Annotated in this window: 12 protein-coding genes and 1 pseudogene; 7 read left to right on the top strand and 6 right to left on the bottom strand. The window is 60.5% G+C overall.

Features of this window, described 5'->3' with window-relative positions; genetic code table 11:
• Window positions 1-87: 87 nt before the first annotated feature.
• A complete protein-coding gene (locus LJ360_RS01410) occupies window positions 88-870 on the bottom strand; it encodes an SDR family NAD(P)-dependent oxidoreductase (RefSeq protein WP_091848953.1) in 783 nt (260 codons plus the stop codon).
• Window positions 871-1,197: 327 nt separating this feature from the next.
• Here LJ360_RS01410 and LJ360_RS01405 point away from each other — a divergent pair, with 327 nt between their 5' ends.
• Entirely contained in the window at window positions 1,198-3,909 is a 2,712-nt protein-coding gene (locus LJ360_RS01405; protein ID WP_264995032.1) for a LuxR C-terminal-related transcriptional regulator, read from the top strand.
• Window positions 3,910-4,357: 448 nt separating this feature from the next.
• Here LJ360_RS01405 and LJ360_RS01400 read toward each other — a convergent pair whose 3' ends face one another.
• From LJ360_RS01400 to LJ360_RS01385, 4 genes are all read right to left on the bottom strand, one after another.
• The gene (locus tag LJ360_RS01400; protein ID WP_091848955.1) at window positions 4,358-5,506 is read right to left on the bottom strand and encodes an acyl-CoA dehydrogenase family protein; all 1,149 of its coding nucleotides are present in this window, start codon (window positions 5,504-5,506) and stop codon (window positions 4,358-4,360) included.
• Window positions 5,507-5,533: 27 nt separating this feature from the next.
• Window positions 5,534-6,649 (bottom strand): CaiB/BaiF CoA transferase family protein, encoded by a 1,116-nt coding sequence (locus LJ360_RS01395; protein ID WP_091848956.1) that lies wholly within the window; start codon window positions 6,647-6,649, stop codon window positions 5,534-5,536.
• A gap of 78 nt (window positions 6,650-6,727) precedes the next feature.
• Complete coding sequence (locus LJ360_RS01390; protein WP_264995031.1) at window positions 6,728-7,894, bottom strand: C4-dicarboxylate TRAP transporter substrate-binding protein; 1,167 nt, start codon at window positions 7,892-7,894, stop codon at window positions 6,728-6,730.
• Window positions 7,895-8,044: 150 nt separating this feature from the next.
• Window positions 8,045-8,899: an acyl-CoA thioesterase gene (locus tag LJ360_RS01385; protein WP_091848958.1), complete on the bottom strand. Its 855-nt coding sequence runs from the start codon at window positions 8,897-8,899 to the stop codon at window positions 8,045-8,047.
• Between the two features lie 166 nt (window positions 8,900-9,065).
• Here LJ360_RS01385 and LJ360_RS01380 point away from each other — a divergent pair, with 166 nt between their 5' ends.
• The 5 genes from LJ360_RS01380 to LJ360_RS01360 all read left to right on the top strand — a co-directional run bounded on the left by LJ360_RS01380 (window position 9,066) and on the right by LJ360_RS01360 (window position 14,106).
• The gene (locus LJ360_RS01380) at window positions 9,066-9,752 is read left to right on the top strand and encodes a nitroreductase (protein WP_091848959.1); all 687 of its coding nucleotides are present in this window, start codon (window positions 9,066-9,068) and stop codon (window positions 9,750-9,752) included.
• Between the two features lie 109 nt (window positions 9,753-9,861).
• Window positions 9,862-11,154: a 3-hydroxyacyl-CoA dehydrogenase NAD-binding domain-containing protein gene (locus LJ360_RS01375; protein WP_177185984.1), complete on the top strand. Its 1,293-nt coding sequence runs from the start codon at window positions 9,862-9,864 to the stop codon at window positions 11,152-11,154.
• Between the two features lie 14 nt (window positions 11,155-11,168).
• Window positions 11,169-11,960 carry an enoyl-CoA hydratase-related protein gene (locus LJ360_RS01370; RefSeq protein ID WP_091848961.1) on the top strand — a complete coding sequence of 264 codons (792 nt, stop codon included), beginning with the start codon at window positions 11,169-11,171 and terminating at the stop codon, window positions 11,958-11,960.
• An 88-nt stretch (window positions 11,961-12,048) separates the two neighbouring features.
• On the top strand, window positions 12,049-13,323 hold the full coding sequence (locus LJ360_RS01365; RefSeq protein WP_091848962.1) for an acyl-CoA dehydrogenase family protein: 1,275 nt from the start codon (window positions 12,049-12,051) through the stop codon (window positions 13,321-13,323).
• Between the two features lie 3 nt (window positions 13,324-13,326).
• Window positions 13,327-14,106: an SDR family NAD(P)-dependent oxidoreductase gene (locus LJ360_RS01360; protein ID WP_091848963.1), complete on the top strand. Its 780-nt coding sequence runs from the start codon at window positions 13,327-13,329 to the stop codon at window positions 14,104-14,106.
• A 224-nt stretch (window positions 14,107-14,330) separates the two neighbouring features.
• Here the strand turns inward: LJ360_RS01360 and LJ360_RS01355 are convergent.
• A pseudogene (locus LJ360_RS01355) lies at window positions 14,331-15,067 on the bottom strand (SDR family NAD(P)-dependent oxidoreductase).
• A gap of 151 nt (window positions 15,068-15,218) precedes the next feature.
• Between LJ360_RS01355 and LJ360_RS01350 the strand changes: the two are divergent.
• The gene (locus tag LJ360_RS01350; RefSeq protein ID WP_264995029.1) at window positions 15,219-16,784 is read left to right on the top strand and encodes an AMP-binding protein; all 1,566 of its coding nucleotides are present in this window, start codon (window positions 15,219-15,221) and stop codon (window positions 16,782-16,784) included.
• The last annotated feature ends 16 nt before the right edge of the window (window positions 16,785-16,800 follow it).

Here is a 16,800-nt window from a genome sequence, read left to right as displayed (position 1 = left end):
GGATTGTGCCGGAACGTGTGGCGCCATTCTTGCGTTCACACACTGCCCCGGCGTCGTCGAAAGCGACGAAATGCGAGCCTGACTGTCTTAACGGGGCGCCATACGGATGGCGCCGTCCAGGCGAACGCTTTCACCGTTGAAGTAGCCGTTGGTGACCATCAGCTCTACAACGGAGGCGATCTCGTCCGGTTCACCCAGCCGCTTGGGGAATGGCACGGAAGCGGCCAGCGCTTCTTTCACATTGTCCGGCAGGCCGTTCATCAGCGGCGTGTTGATCAGTCCCGGCATGATGGTGTTGACCCGCACGCCTTCATTCATCAGATCCCGGGCCATGGGCAGGGTCATGCCTACCACACCGGCCTTGGAGGCGGAATAGGCGGCCTGGCCAATCTGGCCATCCTGGGCGGCGACGGACGAGATATTGACGATAACACCACGCTCACCGTCTTCCATTCCCTCAAGGCTCAGCATCCCGGCGGCACTCTTGGCGGCACAGCGGAAACTGCCAATCAGGTTGATCTGGATGATCTTCTCGAACTCAGACAAGGGAAAGTGCTTGATTTCACCAGTCTGCTTGGCGCGGCTGGCTGTCTTGTGGGCATTACCGGTACCGGCACAGTTAACCAGGATACGCTCCTGGCCGATGGCAGCGCGGGCCTTCTCCAGGCCTGCGTCAACCGCTTCTTCAGAGGTCACATCCACCTTGCAGAACACGCCGCCCAGCTCGGCAGCGATGGCTTCACCGCGCTCCTCATTGAAGTCAAAAATCGCCACCTTGACGCCGGATGCCGCCAGCCGGCGGGCCACGGCCTCACCAATACCGGATGCACCGCCGGTTACCACCGCACTGATAGAAGAGTCGAGCTTCATAGCGTTTCCTTTTTATCCTGATATCTGGTTTGTTCAGCTATGTGAGGGAATACACACTGGTTTTGCCCCGGAGGCAGGGCGCGAACCTTGGGCACAGATTAGGTACTCCCCCCGGAGCCAGCATCGTCGTATCCGACGAATTGCCGGAGGAAACCCGGGGGCACAAAAAGATGCCATTTGCACAGGATTGATTTACAAGCAATTATTGACCTTGCTCAGCACTTGCGGGGCACTCGCCAGTCGGCATAGACTGTCGGACCTGTGGTACGCATATCATTCTCCCAACAACAGAGTGCGACCACGACCCAGAATAAGGACAAATAGCCGATGGCAGCCGCTTCCCCCAATCGGGTCCTGATGACCAGCAAACTCAACCCGCCAACATCACGGGCAGTACAGGTGCCCCGTACCGATGTGGTGGACAAGATACTGGGCGCCTCCGCTGCACGCCTGGTACTCGTTCGTGCGCCCGCCGGATTTGGCAAGACCACCGTCATGAGCCAGTGCATGAATCGCATGGAAGAGCAGGGCATGGTCACGGCCTGGCTGACCCTTGATGATGCCGACAACGACGTATCCCGTTTCCTGTGGTACCTCAATGCCGCCGTCTCGAGACTGACCGAAGATGGCAAGGACACCGGGTCTCCCGAAGACCGCACCTTTACCTCTACCGGTGATGCTGCGCTGGATATCGTGGCGCGACTGTCAGAACACCAGTCCGCTTTCGCGCTCTTTCTGGATGACTTTGAACGGGTGCAGGATACCGCGGTTCTGGGCCTGATACGGGAGATCGTTGAACACCTACCCAGACGTGGCCAGTTCGTCATCGGTACCCGCAATTTACCGGAGCTGGGCCTTGGACGGTTGCGGGCCCGGGGCCAACTCCTGGAGATCGACGCCCGCCAGTTGCGGTTCACTGTGGAGGAAACCACCGATTTCCTGATTTCCCGCAGGCACCTGGCACTGACCCAGGAAGACCTGATCCGCATCCATGACCGCACTGAAGGCTGGGTGACCGCCCTGTGGCTGGCCTCTCTGGCGCTTGAGAGCCACGACTCCCCCGAGGCGTTCATAGAACGCTTCTCCGGCGCCGACCAGACCATCTCTGACTACCTGGCCTATGACGTACTGGCCCTGCAACCGCCGGCAGTGCGAGACTTCCTGCTGCGAACCAGCATACTGCGCCACCTGAACGCATCCATCTGCCAGGCCCTGCTGCCGGGGACCGACGCCGAGGCCATGCTGTCACACCTGGCAAGCAGCCATACCTTCCTGACGCCACTGGATAACGAAGAAAACACCTATCGATACCACAGCCTGTTTGCGGAATTCCTCAAGGCCCAGCTGAATGCCGAGCACCCGGAAGAAATTCCCACCCTGCATCGCGCTGCATCCCAGTGGTACGAGAACGAGAACCGGCCGGTACCAGCGATTGACCATGCCCTGGAAGGCGGCGATTACGACCGGGCCCTGGGTCTGTTGCGAATCCATGCGTCAAACCTGCTATCCCAGGGTCGCATGCGGCTGCTGTCAAAGTGGTTCAGCACCATTCCGCCAGAACAGCTGAAACAGGATGAAGAACTTCAGATGACCTGGGTATGGGCCCTGTGCTTTACGCGCGGCCCGACGGAAGCCCTGGAGATGCTTGAGGAAACCGGGCTGGAGCAGTCCACCAACCCGCATATCCGCCCCCATGTCCTGGCGATAAGGCCGCTGACCCTGTCCATGATGGACCGCCAGGAAGAGGCCATCGAAATCGGTGAGCGCGGCCTGCCAGAGTTGCCGACCTGTCAGCCCTTTGCCGACATGGCGCTGATCAACTCCATGGCAAGCAGCTACTCGGTCATGGGCCTTTACAACAAGGCCAGGCAGCTTCTGGACGGTGCCCGGGATGCCCAGGGCACCTATGCCAGCTCGTTCAATGTGATGTATTCGGAAACCGTGGAAGGCATCATCGATATGCAGGAAGGGCGCCAGCGCCAGGCTGCCGCCCGCTTCCGCCTGGCCGTAGGCGCCACCCGCCAGGCCTCATCCTTCAGCCAGGCCAACGGCAACGCCTGGGCTGGCGTGCTCCATGCCGGTGCCATATACGAACAGAACCAGCTGGACCTGGCCGCCCGCCTGCTGCACGTCTACGGCCCCCTGGCCCGGGACGTGGGCCTGCCGGACCATATGCTGCTGAGCGATATCATGCTGGCACGAATCGCCTTCTCCAAGGGTGAAATTGACCAGGCATTCCGCATCCTGACCGAACTGGAACACCTGGGCCACATTCGCAACCTGAGCCGCGTAGTCGCAACAACACGGCTTGAACGCTCCCGCCTACTTCTACTGCAACAGCGTTATGACGCGGCCCGCCAGGAGCTGGAGCGGGCCGGAGACAAGGATCTCTGGCAACGGGTCCAGACCCTGCGGCTACCGGCTAATGACCTGGAGTACCGGGAGCTGGCCGAGATCCGGATGGAAATCGCCAATGGTGATCCGGACAAGGCACTGGCCGAACTGGAGCGGGAACTGACCTACGCCAATGACGAACAGCGCTTTCGCCGGGCCCTGAAACTGAAACTGCTCAAGGCCATCGCACTGCACCGGTGCGCCCGCTTGCGAGACGCACTGGAGGTTATGGCGGACGTCCTGCACGTGGCGTCTTCGGAGGGCTACCTGCGACTGATCGTCGATGAGGGGGCGGCAGCGGGTACACTCGTGCTGCTCTATTCGCAGAGCCTGAAGGAACAGGGGGAACGCACAGATCCGATCCTGGCTGGCTATATCCAGTCACTGCTGGATGCCTTCGGCCCGGAAATCCAGGAGCAGGCCCCTTCCTCCGAGCCTGAAAACACTCTGCTGGACCCCCTCACCCGCAAGGAAATCCGGGTTCTGCAGTTATTGTCGGAGGGGTATTCCAACAGTGCCATGGCGGAGAAGCTTTTTGTCTCTGACAGTACTGTGCGGACCCATCTGAGGAATATTAACTCCAAGCTGAATGCCAGTAGCCGGACCCAGGCTGTGGCTATTGCGCGGCGTCTCGGTATTGTCTGAGGTTTCGCACTAAGGGCGTATTTCTATCGAATTTCTGGGGTGGCGGTTTGTTTGGGCCCCGGGGGCTGGAGGCATGGTGGGGGGGGGGGTGTTTCCTCCGCTGCAATTCACGGTCCGTCCTGGACCGACCTTGCACCGCGCCATCCCTGGCGCTGCTGCGGAAACACCCCCCACCACACCTCCGTCAGACCTTGGCGGGGAAACGCTTAAACAAAACCAGACTTCCCTCGGTAGTTTCGTCCCTTACAGACACGAGCCCAATCAATAATGCGATCAGCAACTCAGTCTGACGGATCCGGGGTGGTGGTCCTTGCAGAGCAGCGCCAGGGATGGCGCGGTGCAAGGTCGGCCCATGGATGGGCCGTGAATTGCAGCGGCGAAAGGACCACCACCCCGGAGCCAGCCCCCAAGCTTTCCAGTCTGGGAGCTGAACCCAGCAAAGCAAGCTTCAGAGAGACCGGGAAATCACCTCTTTCATGATTTCGTTGGTACCACCGTAAATCCGCTGAATACGGGCATCGGTATACATCCGACCGATCATGTACTCATTCATGTAGCCGTAGCCACCAAACAGCTGCAGGCACTCATCAATCACCCGGCACTGGTTCTCACTGCCCCAGAGCTTGGCCATGGACGCCTTGGTGGTGTCCAGCTTGCCTTCCAGCATGTCCCGCACACACTCATCCACAAACGCACGCCCCACCTTAATGGTGGTGGCAATCTCCGCCAGCTTGAACTTGGTATTCTGGAACTCAGCGATGGGCTGACCGAAAGCGGTACGCTCACGCACATAGTCCAGGGTGGCGTGGTAGGCACCTTCCATCGCAGCTTGAGCACCAACGCCGATGAACAGACGCTCATAGGGCAGGTCACCCATCAGCTGGAAGAAACCACGGCCTTCTACGCCGCCGAGCAACTGGCTTTCGTGGACACGGACGTCCTCGAAGAACAGCTCGGAGGTGTCCTGAGCCTTCAGACCAATCTTGTCCAGTACGCGACCCACCTTGTAGCCCGGCTGGTTCTCGGTCTCCACGATCATGATGGACATGCCCTTGGCGCCCTGGCTGGTGTCCGTCTTGACCACAACCAGTACCACGCCGGCCAGGAAACCGTTGGAAATAAAGGTCTTTGATCCGTTGATCACATAGTGATCGCCGTCCTTCTTGGCGTGGGTGCGCACACCCTGCAAGTCCGACCCGGTGCCCGGCTCAGTCATGGCGATGGCGCCCACCAGCTCGCCACGGGCCATGCGGGGCAGGTACTTTTCTTTCTGCTCGTCGGTACCGTGGTTGAGGAAATAGTGGGCCACAATGCTGTGAACCGAATGGTTGAGACCGGTCAGGGCGCGCTTGCCCATTTCCTCGGCCACAACCGCCTCGTGACGGAAGTCGCCGCCGGCACCGCCGAACTCTTCGGGAATGTCCGTACACAGCAGGCCCATCTCACCGGCCTTACGCCACAGCCCGTGGCCCACGTTACCCTGTTTGCGGGCCTCTGCATCATGGGGCGCCACTTCGGCTTCCAGGAAGCGACTCACGCTGTCACGGAACATGGACAGCTCTTCGTCTTGCCAGCTCGGCGTCAGATCAATCGACATAATTCAGTCCTCGGTTCATCAATCGGTTTAAAGGGCGCGGATCAGGTCATCCGGAAGGCCCCAACTGGAAAGCACATCCGCGGGATTCTCCACCGGCGCAGTGGGTGCGGCAGGCGTATCCGAAGGTGTTCTGCTGAAACGGGGCGCGGGCGCCGGCTGGGTGTAGCCTCCGGACTCCACGAAGGTATTCCTGGCCTTGTTGTGGGGGTGCAGGGGCGCTTCGTCCCAGTCCAGTACCGGCGCAAAGCAGGCGTCGGTGCCCTCCAGGATCTCGCACCATTCATCCCTGGTACGGGTCCGGAACACATCCGCCAGCTTGAGTTTGAGCATGGGCCAGCGACGAGGGTCCATCTGGGGCTCGAAGGCCTGCTGTTCCAGACCGCAGCGTTCGAGCAGTTCAGCATAGAACTTCGGCTCGATCGCCCCGACCGCCACGTACTTACCGTCGGCGCAGGTGTAGACATCGTAGAAGTGGGCGCCACCATCGAGTAGGTTCTCACCCCGGTTATTGCTCCACTGCCCGGCGGCCTTGAAGCCGTACATCATGGAAGACAGCAGCGCGGCACCATCGGTCATGGCAGCATCGATTACCTGGCCCTTGCCGGAACCGGCGGCTTCCAGCATGGCCGCAAGGACCCCTACCGTCAGCAGCATACCGCCCCCGCCAAAATCACCCACCAGGTTCAGGGGAACCACCGGTGGCTCATCCGCGCGGCCGATAGCGTGCAAGGCGCCGCTGATGGCGATGTAATTCATATCGTGGCCAGCGGCATGGGACAGCGGACCGTGTTGCCCCCAGCCGGTCATCCGACCGAAAACCAGCGCCGGGTTGCGTGCCAGGCATTGGTCAGGGCCCAGCCCGATCTTCTCCATCACGCCGGGCCGGAAGCCCTCGATGAGCGCATCCGCCTTCTCCACCAGCTTCAGGACGGCCTCTACGCCTTCCTGCTTTTTAAGGTCAATGCAGATGGTGGTGCGGTTGCGGGAGAGGATGTCGTATTTCCAGGCACCATCCTTGCCAGCACCGGGACGGTCAATGCGGATCACCTCCGCTCCCATGTCCGCCAGCATCATTCCGCAGAAGGGAGCCGGGCCCAACCCGACCATTTCTATAACGCGTTTACCTGTCAGTGGACCTGCCATTGTTCCCCCGGATCACATTGGGTATTCAATAACCCGGGTCGCGTGGCGACCCGGTTGATAACGGATGTCGGGTATTGCTCAGAGCCCGTGCTTTGACACATCCACCTTGGCGAAGATTTCGTCGTAGTAGATCTCGGCCAGTTCATCAGCGCTTTCGACGCCCTGAACCAGGTCAACCCACTTGTCCAGCAGGACCGCGAACTCATCCAGCATCTCGCCGCCACGCTCTACACCGTGACGCTCCTTGTAATACTCGACGATCGTCTCGAGATCCTTCTTGACGAAGGCTTCTGTCGCCTCGTGGAACTCCTTCGACGCGTTGTGGATGTTGCCACCGTTCTGGCGCACAGCCTCGAGGGCCTCATCCTGGGTCTGCTCATAACGCCATGGCGTGATGGCGGTCAGATAGGCACCGGCCTTGAGCATGGCACTGCGCTGGTCCTCGGACAGTGACGCCCAGACGTCCTTGTTGACACTGGCGCCACTGGAGCCGGCATAGATACCGCCCGGCAGATCTACGGTGACATCTGTAACGACTTCGGTCAGGTTCAGGTTGGTGATTTCCGGCAGCGAGGAGATGGTGCAATCCAGTACGCCCTGGCTGAGACCCTCACGAATTTCGCTGATAGTCATGGACACCGAGGAACCGTCAAACTCCGATACCCAGCGGGACCAGTGCGACCCTGCAACCCGCATCCGCAGGCCTTCCATATCTTCCGGGTTAACCACCGGTTCATTACAGATCATGCCATAGCCACTACTGGCTACGTTGCCGGTATACACATGGTTCTGTTCCGCCAGTTCCTGCAGACACTCCGGGCACTTGAAGAAAATGAACTCGGTGATGGCGCCTTCAAACGCGTAGGTGCCCAGCCCGTTGAGCCGGTCACGGTCTTTCAGGTTGACCTGCATGGCGGACTCATTAAGCAGGTTGATATGGGGGAACTGGGCCGGGAAGTACACGGTCAGCAGGTAGCCCACATCCGCCATACCATCCCGCACACCCGCGGATACTTCGGAGGCGCTCAGCAGTGACATGGCGAACACCTTGGCCTTGAGGTCACCACCGGAGTATTCCTCCAGTTTGTCTGCCCACTCGTGGACAGCCTTGTCAGCTTCCGACCCGGCCGGATAGACCGACGCGTAGGACAGGGTACGGGCCTGGGCAGGCGCGGCGAGCATTGCAGCGGTGAGAACGGATGCGGACAGGCCGCCGAGGGAAAGCAGGGATTTGCGTGAAAACATGTGGATCTCCTGATCTTTTTTATTGTTGTACCGATATCGGGGCAACGTAGTGTGGAGATCAGTGTAGGTAGCCGCACAGGGGGTCACCATCGTCGAAACCGACGAACTGTTCGTGGTTTTCAGCTGGGGTCCGACGATGGTGATGAGTGGTTACAGGCGAAGTTTTTCCAGCTGTGTCCGGATGTTATCGGTGATGGGTGCAGGCCGGTTGGTGTCCAGGTCCACAACGACCATAACGCTGTTGGCAATGGCATGGACGCCGTGGCGACTCTTTGCACCGCCGGTCAGGTGGAAGGAGGTGTTTCCGATATGACTGACACCGGTTACCAGTTCCACGGGGGTCGAACTGGGACGGAAATGGAGGTAGGTAATGTCCATGGCAGCAATCAGCAGGCCCAGGTTGCCGATATCCACGTTCTGCAGGGTGCCGAAACGCGCCTGCTCCATGTAGCGCGCAAGGGCGGCCTCGCTGCGCTGGCTGTCCGCGTCCATGTCGGCATAGCGGGGCGTCAGTTCCCGGTGGACCGGGAAGTGTGCGAAATCTTCGGCAAACTGGCGGTAGCCGTCATCCGGCATGGCCGCCGGATCGGCATCCACATCATTCCGGAAGCTGCTGAACATAGCCTGCGGCAAAGCCACCCGCTCATGGTTCAGGAAAGCGCCCAGCCAGGCATCCTGAATGCCTACGAGCTGGTCATTCTGGTGCAGCTCGGTGCGCAGCTGTACCTGGTCGTGACTGGCGCCCATGAGGGTGACCACGAAATGGATATCGCTGCCGTAAAAGCTCATTTCCCGGAACTGGGTGATGGCCCGCAATGGACGCAGGCGCTCGGCGTCGGAGAACCACGCGTCGGGGCCAAAGCGGTTAACCAGGGCCTGCATCCGGGCCTCGATGTGCAGCTGGTAGGCGCGGGAGTTATTAACGTGGCGCCAGGTATCCTGGTCGGTGTAGCGGGGTGTCAGGGCACCGCGAAAGACGGCGCCGGATGGGGATTCTGCATTCATGGTGAGACGATTTTCCTGCAAGTGATGAACCTTCTAGGATCCATTTTCCACGCCGGCATCGCAAGCTACTTCGTCGTAAGCGACGATTGCCAGCGGTTTACCTGAACGCCAAGATGAGTGGCAATAACCCGTTTTCCAGACAACAAGACCAGCAGGGAGATGTCCCATGAGAAGCAAGGCCAGTACCGTTTCCGAAGCCGTCGACACACGCATGTCGGTGCGCGGCTTCACCGACCAGCCGGTGGACGGCGCCGTCATCCGGCGAGTGCTGGAAAAGGCCGCGCGCTCACCTTCGGGCGGCAACCTGCAGCCCTGGCAACTGTATGTCGTTGGTGGCGATGACCTCAGGGCATTCAAGGAGATCATGGCCACACGGGTAAAAGAGGCACCTACCGGGGAAGACCCGGAATACAGTGTCTATCCGCCGAGCCTCAAGTCCCCTTACCGGGATTACCGTTTCCAGGTCGGGGAAGACATGTACGGCTTGCTGGGCATTCCCCGGGATGACAAGGCCGGCCGTATGGGCTGGTTTGCCAGGAACTATCAGTTCTTCAACGCGCCTCTGGCCCTGTTCTGCTACGTGGATCGGCAGATGGGCCCGCCCCAGTGGTCCGACCTGGGCATGTTCCTGCAGACGGTGATGCTACTGCTTCGCGAGGAAGGCCTGGACTCCTGCGCCCAGGAGTGCTGGAGCCTCTATCACAGGTCGTTACAGGATTTCCTGAATCCCCCAGACGACCTCATGCTGTTCACCGGTATGTCCATCGGCTACATGGATGAGGAAGACCCGGTCAACGAGCTCCGCACCCGCCGTGCCGCCCTGGAAGACTTCGCCAGCTTCCGGGGTATCTGAGCCAACAGCCCTGTCCAGCAGCGCCCCTGCTTCGTCGGTTCGGACGACGACAGCAGGGCCCCGCCACGTTATTTGTTCCAATAGACTTCAGACAACAGGAGGCAAACACATGTCCGGACTTTCCGCCGAACTCAAACAGGTTTTCAAGGAACACGGTGACAAAGCTCGCCCGGTGAAGCAGGCAGCGGTACTCGGCGCCGGCATCATGGGTGGTGGTATCACCATCACCAGCGCCGCTCACGGCGTACCGGTGATCATGAAGGATATCGCCCAGGAGCAGCTGGACCTGGGCATGAAGACAGCCACCAGCCAGGTGAATCGGCTGGTCAAGAAAGAGCAGATGACGCAGGAACAGGCCAACCAGGTGCTGGCCACTATCGAGCCAACCCTGGAGTACGAGGGCTTCGACAAGGTTGATGGCGTCATCGAAGCGGTGGTGGAAAACCTCGGCCTCAAGCACAAGGTACTGGACCAGCTGGAAGCGGTGGTTCGTAAGGACACCCTGATTGCCACCAACACCTCCAGCCTGCGCATCGATGATATTGGCCAGCACATGAAGCACCCGGAGCGCTTTGTGGGCATGCACTTCTTCAACCCGGTGCCCGTCATGCCCCTGGTGGAAATCATCCAGGGCACACGCACCTCGGATGAGTCCGTCTCCACCGCCGTCACCTGGGCCCTGAAAATGGGCAAGACACCGATCGTGGTACAGGACTGCCCTGGCTTCCTGGTGAACCGTATCCTCACCGCCTACACCCGTGCCTTCCTGCAGCTGATTGAAGAAGGCGCCGACTTCGAGCACGTGGACAAATCCATGGAGGCCTTCGGCTGGCCCATGGGCCCGGCCTACCTGGAAGACGTGATCGGCATCGACACCGGCAGCCACGTCTCTGACGTTATTTCCGCCGGCTACCCCGAGCGCATGCCCCACATCGAGAACGACGCTTTCCGCCTGATGAAGTCAAAGGATCGCCTCGGCCAGAAGAACGGCAAGGGGTTCTACGAATACACGCCGGACGACAGCGGCCGGCCCCAGAAGCATTCCAGCGCCGAGGTCCATGAATTGCTGAAGGCGATCCAGCCCAATGGCCAGAAAGACGTCAGCGTCGAGGAAATCCAGCAACGCATGATGCTGGCGATGATCACCGAAGCGGTGCACTGCCTGGAAGACAAGGTGGTCAACTCCGCCGAGGAACTGGACACCGCCCTGCTGATGGGCGTGGGCTTCCCCCGGGACAAGGGCGGCGCCATCCGCTACGCCGACAGCCTGGGCGCAAAGGCCATCCTGGAACAGTGTGAGCAATACCGTCACCTGGGCACCCAGTACGAGCCCACGGCCACCATCCGCAAGCTGGCCGAAACCGGTGGCAGCTTCTACGACGAATTCCCGGCGGGTAACTGACAGGAGATCCGGCCATGAGCTACGAACGCATCCACCTGGCCATTGAGGATGGCATTGCCACCCTGACCCTGGACCAGCCCAAGACCATGAACGCCATGTCAGTGCCACTGCAGCAGGAGGTGATGGCCGCCCTGGACGAGATTGCCGGGAATTCCGACATCAAGGCCCTGGTCATCACCGGCACCGGCAAGGCGTTCTGCTCCGGCGCCGACCTGGGTTCCATGAGCCCGGACTCGGACGGACCCAGCCTGGGCACCCAGGTGAAAAACCTGATGGAAGAACTGTCCAATCCGATGGCCCTTAAACTGCGGGAGCTGCCCTTCCCAGTGGTCTCCGCCGTCAATGGCGCCGCAGCCGGTGCCGGTGCCAGCATTGCCCTGGCCGGGGATGTGGTTTTGGCGGGCAAGTCTGCCTACTTCCTGTTCCCCTTCATTCCCAAGCTGGGCATCCTGCCGGACCTCGGTGCCACCTGGATCCTGCCGCGGCTGATCGGTCGAGCGAAGGCCATGGCCGTCAGCCTGCTGGGTGAACGCATGTACGGCGAAGATGCAGTCCGCGAGGGTCTGATCTGGAAGTGCGTGGCGGATGAAGACCTCCAAAGTGAGGCGGTTGCGACCGCACGCCGGCTGGCGGCCGGACCAAACCATGCGGCGCCGGAACTGCGGGAAGCGTTCGACCGGGCTGACACGGCCACCCTTGCCGAACAATTGTCCTATGAAGCAGAGCGCCAGCAGGAACTGATCGACAGCCCGACCTTCCAGGAAGGTGTTCGCGCCTTCCTCGAGAAGCGGGATCCGAAATTCTGACCCCTGGGTCAGACACCGTCTACCTTCCCAATAACCGAGCCCCATCCGGCAAACCTTTAACGGACGGGGCCACGGAGCGAGGCACGCCATGTGGAGCTTTGAGACAGACCCGGATTTCCAGCAGGAACTGGACTGGATCGACCAGTTCGTCCGTAACGAAGTGGAACCCCTGGACCATGTACTGGGTAGCCAGTGGAACATCCATGACCCGGAGTTCCAGCGCCTGGTAAGACCGCTGCAGAAGCAGGTGCAGGAGCGAGGCCTGTGGGCCTGCCACCTGGGACCGGAGCTGGGCGGCAAGGGCTACGGCCAGCTCAAACTGGCCCTGATGAACGAAAAATTCGGCCGATCCCGCTTCGGTCCGATCGTATTTGGCTCTCAGGCCCCCGACACCGGCAACGCCGAAATCCTCGCCCATTACGGCACCCCGGAGCAGAAAAAACGGTTCCTCGACCCGCTGCTGGATAACGAGATTGTTTCCTGCTTTACCATGACCGAGCCCCAGGGCGGTGCGGATCCCCTGGTGCTGGAAGCCTCGGCGGTCCGGGAAGGCGACGAATGGGTGATCAACGGCGAGAAGTGGTTTGCCTCCAATGCCCGTTTCGCCAGCTTTTTCATCATCATGGCGGTCACCGACCCGGACGCATCGCCCTACCGGCGCATGTCCATGTTCATCGTGCCGGCGGACACCCCTGGCATCGAGATTGTTCGCAACTACGGTTTCTATGGCGAGCCGGAGGACACCCACGCCCACCTGCGCTGGACCAATGTGCGGGTACCGGCCGAGAACATGCTGGGGGAACAGGGTGACGCCTTTGTCGTGGCACAGGTTCGCCTGGGTGGCGGCCGCATGCACCACGCCATGCGCACACTGGCCCAGGCCACCCGGGCCTTCGACATGATGTGTGAACGGGCGGTATCCCGCTTCACCAAGGGTGAGCAGCTGGCAAAGAAACAGATGGTACAGGAGAAAATTGCCGATTCCTGGGTGGAGCTGCGTCAGTTCCGCCTGCTGATCCTGGAAACCGCCTGGCTGCTGGACCAGGGACATGACTACAAGGCCACCCGCAAGAACATCGCGGCGGTCAAAACCGTCATGCCCCGCATCCTCAATGACATTGCCGCCCGCGCCCTGCAGATCCATGGCTCTCTGGGCATTTCACACGACATGCCCTTCGCGGAGTGGATCATCAACTCCTTCCACGTCGGCCTCGCCGATGGTCCCACCGAGGTACACAAGGTCACGGTCGCTCGGGAAGTACTCAAAGAAGTACAACCGGCCAAGGGTCCGTTCCCGGATTACCTGAAATCGGAACAGACCCGCCGCGCCCGGGAAAAATTCGGGCTGAAAGGAGAGGAGTGAGCCATGACCGGAATCACTGAGCTGAGCCGCTCCCTCAAAGGCAGCCGCGTACTGGTAACCGGCGCGGCCAGCGGCATGGGACGAGCGACGGCGGCGGTTTTTGCCAGTGAGGGTGCCCGGGTAGCCGTAACGGATTACGACTCCGATGGCGCCCGGTCGGTGGCGGAGCAGCTAACCAGTGCCGGCTGTCAGGCCCAGGCCTGGCACCTGGATGTCGGCGACCCCGAAGCCATTCGCAGCGTTGTTAATGACGTAGCAGATACTTTCGGCGGGCTCGATATCCTGGTCAACAACGCCGGGATTTCGGGTTTTGCAGCGATCGACGACGACCAATACGACACGGTCTGGGGCCGTTGCCTGTCCGTGCTGCTAACCGCCCAGCAGCAACTGGTCCGGGCCGCCCTGCCCGCCCTGCGGCAGTCATCCCACCCACGTATCGTAAACATTGCATCCACCGAGGCCCTGGGAGCCACGGCAGAGAATAGCCCCTATGCAGCAGCCAAGGCCGGTGTTACCGGACTGACCCGGGCCCTTGCCGTGGAACTGGGCCCGGAAGGCATTACCGTTAACTGCATCTGCCCGGGGCCCATCGACACCGCAATGACCGAATTCGTGCCACCGGAACACAAGGTCATCTTCGCGAAACGGCGCACGGCGCTGAGACGCTATGGCACCCCGGAGGAAGTCGCCCACATTACGGTCAGCCTTTGCCTGCCCGCGTCTTCATACCTTACAGGGGCAGTGATTCCGGTGGATGGTGGCCTGATGGCTCGTAATGCCTGAATTTGCTGCGGAGTTTATCGCCCTTCGACAGGCTCAGGGCGAACGGGACAATTAAGGGAAAGCTGCCTCGCCAAGAAATCCACGAAAATTAAGTGATTGATAAGGTCTAGATCGTCACTTTTTTTTCGTGTTTTTCGTGTTTTTCGTGGCTAAAAACCTCTTTGTATTTATCCGTCCGCCCTGAGCCTGTCGAAGGGCCAAGGATTCCGTGGCAAAAACCTTCGTCAGGAAAGTGTGAGCCCCCCATCCACAATCAGCGTCTGCCCCCGCATGTAGGAAGCCAGCGGTGAGGCCAGGAACAAGGCAGGTCCCGCCATTTCGTGGGCTCGCCCATCCGCCCTACCGGAATGGCTGCCTCGGCCATCTGCTTTCGTTTCGGGTTGTCGGTGGTCACTTTCGTCATCTTGGTGGCGACAAACCCGGGCGCAATGCCGTTTACCGCGATACCCTCCGGTGCCCAGGCCTCGCCAAGGGTACGCACCAGTGCCACCGCCCCTGCCTTGGAGGCGTTGTAGGCCGGGTTACCCTTGGTGGAGTGGAACGCCGCCGTGGAACTCACAATGATCAGCGAACCCTGGCTTTCGGCTAGCTGGTCATGGAACTTCATGGCACAGGCCCGCAGGCTGTTGAGGTTTACGTTGATGACATGGTCCCACCCGGCACGCTCGAACTCGCCGCGCTTGTAGACCACCACGCCCTGACACAGGATCAGCACATCGAGTTTGTCGAAGGCAGGCTGGACACGTTCAATCGCATCCATATCGCCCACATCGACCTGGGTATAGTGCAGACCGCCAAGATCCGAACCTTCAGCCGCGTCATAATCGTCCGCCGACGCCCGCGTGCCCCAAACGTGTACTTCCGCGCCCCGGGCACGAAAGGCCTGGGCGATGCCGTTGCCGATGCCGCTGGAGCCGCCCACTACCAGTACTGTCTTCCCGGTGTAATCGAGATCGTTCATTGTTGTTTTCTCCTGCCATGATGGGTCGTGGGTATAACGATCCACGTTAATCAGCGTTTCAAGGCAGAGCATCGTCCGATCCGACGATGCTCGGGCAAACGGCGCCCGTTAAGGTGAAAATCAACAACAATAAAAGGATTCCTGTCACGCCATGATGCCCTCCGCCATGCCTTCAGACTTGCTCACGCTCAAATCCCTTTACACCGGCGCCCTGAGCCGTTTCGGTAGTCGCTGCGCCCTGACCATGAACGGGGAGAGGCTCACCTACGGGGACTTGTTGGAACAGTCAGTTCGCGCCGGCAATGGCCTGATTGACCTTGGTGTTCGCCCCGGCACACCGGTAGCCATTGCCATGGCCAACTGCCTGGAATTTGCCATTGCTGATCAGGGCGTGATCCAGGCTGGAGCCATCAAGGTTCCCCTGAACGATATGCTCAGCGATGATGAGGTCCTCTACATACTGGCAGACGCTGGCGTGCGGGTAGCCATTGTGGATGCGCGCCGGGTGTCGCTGCTGGAAGCAAAACGCTCGCAACTGCCAGACCTGGAAACCGTTATTGTCGTCGGCGACAGCGCACCGTGCCCGAATGGAATGCTCCCCTGGCGAGGCTTCCTCGCCGGCGCACGCCCGGAATACACCCAGGTAGACATCACTCCGGACCAGCTCGCCTTTATTGGCTATACCGGTGGCACCACCGGCAAACCCAAGGGCGTCATGCACAGTCAGCAGAACATGTACCTGAACCTGTTTTCTCACCTGACGGAACTGGGCCTGCAGGACGATGAGCGCTTGTTGCTGACCTCCCCGCTGCCCCACGCCGCCGGTATGATCCTGCTGACGGGGCTGCTCAAGGGGGCTACCCATTTTATCGAACCCGGATTCGACCCGGCGACGGTGATCCGCCGGATCAGCAACGACCGGGTAACCCTCACCTTCATGGTGCCCACCATGATCTACCGGTTGCTGGACTGGCTCGATGAGCAGTCCGGACCGGCACCAGACCTGAGTGCTCTGAGAACCATGCTGTACGGCGCCGCGCCCATTACCGTGGACCGGCTGCAACAGGGCCTGGCCACCTTCGGCCCTGTATTCATGCAACTCTATGGCCAGACGGAGGCGCCCAATTTCATCACCCGGCTGCGCCGGGAAGACCACGACCCCGGAAACCCCGAACGACTGCTCAGCTGCGGCCAGCCGGCGACCATGTCGAGGGTGCGGATCGTTGATGACCAGGGCAATGACGTTCCCGAGGGCGCAAGCGGCGAAGTCACAACCCTCACCCCCTATAACATGCTGGGGTATCATCGGTTGCCGGAGAAAACCGCTTCCACGCTGGTGGACGGCTGGGTGCATACCGGGGACATCGGACGGCTGGACGGCGATGGGTATCTTTATCTGCTCGACCGCAAAAATGACATGATCATCAGTGGCGGCATGAATGTGTACACCTCCGAAGTGGAGAACGCGCTACAGCCCTGCGAGGGTGTCGCCCAGGTGGCTGTGGTTGGACTGCCAGATCCGGATTGGGGTGAGGCGGTAACTGCCTTTGTGGTACCCCAGCCCGGCGCATCACCGGATACAGCCGAGCTGCTGGCTCACTGCAAGGCAACCCTATCGAAATACAAGGTCCCCAAGGCCATTCACCTGGTGGACAGCCTTCCGGTAACGGCCTACGGAAAACTAGACAAAAAAGTCCTTCGTCAAAGAGGAGGCTAGCAGGAACTTATCAATC

Origin of the sequence: Marinobacter sp. AN1 (genome assembly GCF_026013985.1) — a bacterium.
In the GTDB taxonomy this organism is placed as follows: Bacteria; Pseudomonadota; Gammaproteobacteria; order Pseudomonadales; family Oleiphilaceae; genus Marinobacter; species Marinobacter segnicrescens.
This window is presented reverse-complemented; position numbering and strand designations above follow the sequence as displayed.

Coding starts and splice junctions, on each gene's coding strand:
- LJ360_RS01410 (WP_091848953.1), bottom strand. CDS start 870: ATGAAGCTCGACTCTTCTATCAGTGCGGTGGTAACCGGCGGTGCATCC.
- LJ360_RS01405 (WP_264995032.1), top strand. CDS start 1,198: ATGGCAGCCGCTTCCCCCAATCGGGTCCTGATGACCAGCAAACTCAAC.
- LJ360_RS01400 (WP_091848955.1), bottom strand. CDS start 5,506: ATGTCGATTGATCTGACGCCGAGCTGGCAAGACGAAGAGCTGTCCATG.
- LJ360_RS01395 (WP_091848956.1), bottom strand. CDS start 6,649: ATGGCAGGTCCACTGACAGGTAAACGCGTTATAGAAATGGTCGGGTTG.
- LJ360_RS01390 (WP_264995031.1), bottom strand. CDS start 7,894: ATGTTTTCACGCAAATCCCTGCTTTCCCTCGGCGGCCTGTCCGCATCC.
- LJ360_RS01385 (WP_091848958.1), bottom strand. CDS start 8,899: ATGAATGCAGAATCCCCATCCGGCGCCGTCTTTCGCGGTGCCCTGACA.
- LJ360_RS01380 (WP_091848959.1), top strand. CDS start 9,066: ATGAGAAGCAAGGCCAGTACCGTTTCCGAAGCCGTCGACACACGCATG.
- LJ360_RS01375 (WP_177185984.1), top strand. CDS start 9,862: ATGTCCGGACTTTCCGCCGAACTCAAACAGGTTTTCAAGGAACACGGT.
- LJ360_RS01370 (WP_091848961.1), top strand. CDS start 11,169: ATGAGCTACGAACGCATCCACCTGGCCATTGAGGATGGCATTGCCACC.
- LJ360_RS01365 (WP_091848962.1), top strand. CDS start 12,049: ATGTGGAGCTTTGAGACAGACCCGGATTTCCAGCAGGAACTGGACTGG.
- LJ360_RS01360 (WP_091848963.1), top strand. CDS start 13,327: ATGACCGGAATCACTGAGCTGAGCCGCTCCCTCAAAGGCAGCCGCGTA.
- LJ360_RS01350 (WP_264995029.1), top strand. CDS start 15,219: ATGATGCCCTCCGCCATGCCTTCAGACTTGCTCACGCTCAAATCCCTT.